The organism is Ilyobacter sp., from assembly GCF_041583315.1.
In the GTDB taxonomy this organism is placed as follows: Bacteria; Fusobacteriota; Fusobacteriia; order Fusobacteriales; family Fusobacteriaceae; genus Ilyobacter.
The window spans coordinates 1-3,266 of record NZ_JBFHGC010000339.1; the positions used below are offsets into that span (position 1 = coordinate 1).

Annotated in this window: 3 protein-coding genes; all 3 read left to right on the forward strand. The window is 30.7% G+C overall.

Annotated elements, in window-relative coordinates:
- Positions 1 to 896: glycosyltransferase family 2 protein (locus ABZA26_RS10980; RefSeq protein WP_372714572.1), on the forward strand; the 896-nt coding region annotated here is incomplete at its 5' end.
- A 32-nt stretch (positions 897 to 928) separates the two neighbouring features.
- Positions 929 to 2,362: a lipopolysaccharide biosynthesis protein gene (locus tag ABZA26_RS10985; RefSeq protein WP_372714573.1), complete on the forward strand. Its 1,434-nt coding sequence runs from the start codon at positions 929 to 931 to the stop codon at positions 2,360 to 2,362.
- A gap of 383 nt (positions 2,363 to 2,745) precedes the next feature.
- Positions 2,746 to 3,266 (forward strand): glycosyltransferase (locus ABZA26_RS10990; RefSeq protein WP_372714574.1); only part of this gene is annotated, 521 nt, incomplete at its 3' end.

A 3,266-nucleotide genomic window follows, 5' to 3' on the forward strand; every position in this document is an offset into this window, starting at 1 on the left:
CCGGTATGTTAAAAGAGGCTCTTGACAGTGCCTTAAAACAAGAAAACTTTGATGACTATGAGATAATCGTCGTGGATAACGATGCAGATTCTATAAACTCTGTAAGCAAAACAGAAGATCTCATAAAAAGCTATAACGATTCTAAAATAATTTATTATAAGAACGATGAAAATCTTGGTATTTACGGTAACTGGAATAGATGTCTTGAACTGGCAAGAGGAAAATGGTATACAATGCTTCATGATGACGACCTTCTGTTAAAAGATTTTTTGAAAGAAGCAATTTCTGTTCTTGATAAAAATTCTAAAATTTCCTGCCTGAAAGTCAGACACAGAATCCTGGATCAAAGAGCCGGATCAGAAAAAAAACAAGTCAAAGAATTATTAAAAAATTCTAGAAGGAAAATTTGGAGATACAGTGAGTTGGACTTCCTGGTGGCCAACCCAATAGGTGGACCTGTAGGGATCGTTATTGATCGGGAAAAAGCTATGAAACTAGGAGGATTCAATGAGGTATACTACCCTGCCAGCGACTATGTTTTTTTTACAAAATACTGTATGGATCATGATGTGTACTATTATAACAAGGTTTTATGCCTCTACAGAGTTTCTAAAAACGAAAGCCTAAACAGCGGAACAATGATAAACTCAACAAAAATTCATTATGATATGATAAATATATTAAGAAAAAAAAATAGCTTCAGAAATTTTTTCTTCAGAGACTACTCCTTATATTTTTCTTTGAATGCTTTAAAAGAGATCAAATCCTTTTGGAAAGTAAATGTAGAAAAAGAAGAAGTTTATTTTTTAGGTGAAGATCCCAGGCTAAATCCTTTTATCGCCTTAATCTACACCTTATTTAAAAATTTATGGATTTTTAAAAGATTCATTTTTTAATTTACTTCAAAAAAATATGAAGAAGGTGTTCTATGTCATTAAAAGGTGAGCTCAAATCAGGGGTAATCATAAACTTTATAACAATTTACTCCAGTATAGCAATAAAGCTTGTTATCTGGGGGGTTTTAGCCAGGCTTTTGACTCCGGAGCAGTTTGGAATAGTAGCTGTAGTCTCTGTCTTTACTGCCTTTTTTGAACTAATGAGTAATATGGGTGTAGGGCCTGCAGTCATACAAAACAGAGATCTGACTGATGGCGACAACTCTTCAATATTCAACTTTACTTTTATTTTGGGTTTAATTTTTGCATATGGATTTTATGAATTTTCCTATGTCATTGCTAAATTTTATCAAAATGAAGAGTATATAAGAATAGGGAAGTACTTATCTGTCAGTGTTTTTTTTCATAGTCTGTCAATAGTCCCCATGTCTCTCATTAGAAAAAAAAGGGAATTTAAAAAGGCAGGGGCTATCGGTGTTAGTTCTGACCTAATCATAGGTGCCATCACCATTGCCCTTGCCTATAGAGGAATGGGATATTTTGTTCTTGTCTGGAAGGCCATATTAGGATCGCTATATATTTTCTTATTCAGCTTTTTTCTTTCTGACCTAAAATTCAAAATGCATTTTGACATAAGCCCTATAAAAAAAATTGCAGGATTCTCATTTTATCAATTTATGTTTAATTTACTAAATTATTTTTCAAAAAATTTAGATAATATTCTCATAGGTAAATACATAGGGGTAATTCCTCTGGGGTATTATGATAAAGCCTATAAACTTATGCTTTATTCAATACAAAACATGACACGGGTAATCACCCCTGTTTTGCTTCCAATTCTCTCTAATTACCAAGACAAGAAAGAACTTCTGTATCAGTCACATCTAAAGCTCAGTAAACTTTTAGCAATTATAGGTATGCCTCTCTCTATTTTTTTGTTTTTTAATGCCAATGAAATAATATTTATATTATTTGGAGATCAATGGGGAAATAGTATTCCTGTCTTCAAAATACTAGCTCTTACAGTCTGGATACAGATAATTTTATCAAGTAGCGGATCCATTTTCCAGTCAACAGGAAGAACAGATCTTCTGTTTTTAAAAGGAATTGTATCTGCAATTTTCATGATTGGAGGAATACTATACGGGGTCATAAATAAAAGTCTGATTTTAGTGGCATACGGATGGCTTGCTTCATATATTGCGACTTTTGTATTTTGCTACTGGCTTATGTTTAAAAAGATTTTCAGCAGGGAGTTGAAAGAATTTTTCATAACTCTAAAGAATCCGCTTTTGACTGCAGCTTTTGTTTTTATCCCGTTATTTCTACTCTCTACTTATGCTTCTTTTTACAATCTGTATATCAGCTTTGCCTTAAAGACACTAGGATCTGCAATTGGATTTTTTATAGGTATATATTTTACTAAAGAAAAAAAATTCTTGATAAATCTGCTACTTAAAAAATAACTTTCAAGAGGTGTTTATAAATGAAAATAAACATAATATTTTTTACAAAATCTACCCAAGGCGGGGGAGTACAGACCCTCATAAAAACAATAGAAAATGAATCATTAAAGGAGGGTATAGGGGTAAATGAACTGTACCATAAGACACCGTGGAGTGAACTTTATAAAGAGATAGAAGGTGTAAAATATATTAAATTGAGTACCTGTTTTGAAAAAAAATCTTTTAAAGCTAATTTTATTATAAATATTTATTTTTCCAGAAAAAAGTTAAACAAATTAGTCGGAAAAGAAGATAAAATAATAATCTTTAGCCCTAATTATCTTTTATACATTCCTAAAAAAATATTAAAAAATAATCAAATCATTCTTGTCCAGACTAATAAAATGGAAGTTTATTTTACTGAATATTCTAAAATTATTTTTAAAAAATTTAATAAATATATAGATCATTTTGCAATATTTACTGAATTTGACAAGAAAAAATTAGACCATATTTTCCCTGATCTCATAAATGAATTAAAAAACAAAATACGGTTTGTCCCAAGAGCCTGTACAATCGAACAGGAAAAAAACCCTAGACAATACGGTAAAAATCTAATTTCAATAGGCAGAATTATGGAAGATCAGAAAAATTTTACGGGCCTTTTAGAAATAATGAAAATCTTACCAAAAGATTACAATCTCAGCATATATGGTAATGGTCCGGAAATAGAAATAAATAAATTAAAAGAAAAGATTAAAGATTTTCATAATGTTAATTTTTATGGGCCAACTTCAGATGTGAAAAATAAATTAAGGGAAAATAATATATTTTTGATGACATCTTTTTATGAGGGCTTTGCAAACACCCTTGTAGAAGCTAGAAGTCAAGGCCTGCCAATTGTAGCATATGATACTTTTGAAGC

Excerpts from the sequence above, each read along its gene's own strand:
- ABZA26_RS10985 (WP_372714573.1), top strand. The coding sequence starts at position 929 with ATGTCATTAAAAGGTGAGCTCAAATCAGGGGTAATCATAAACTTTATA.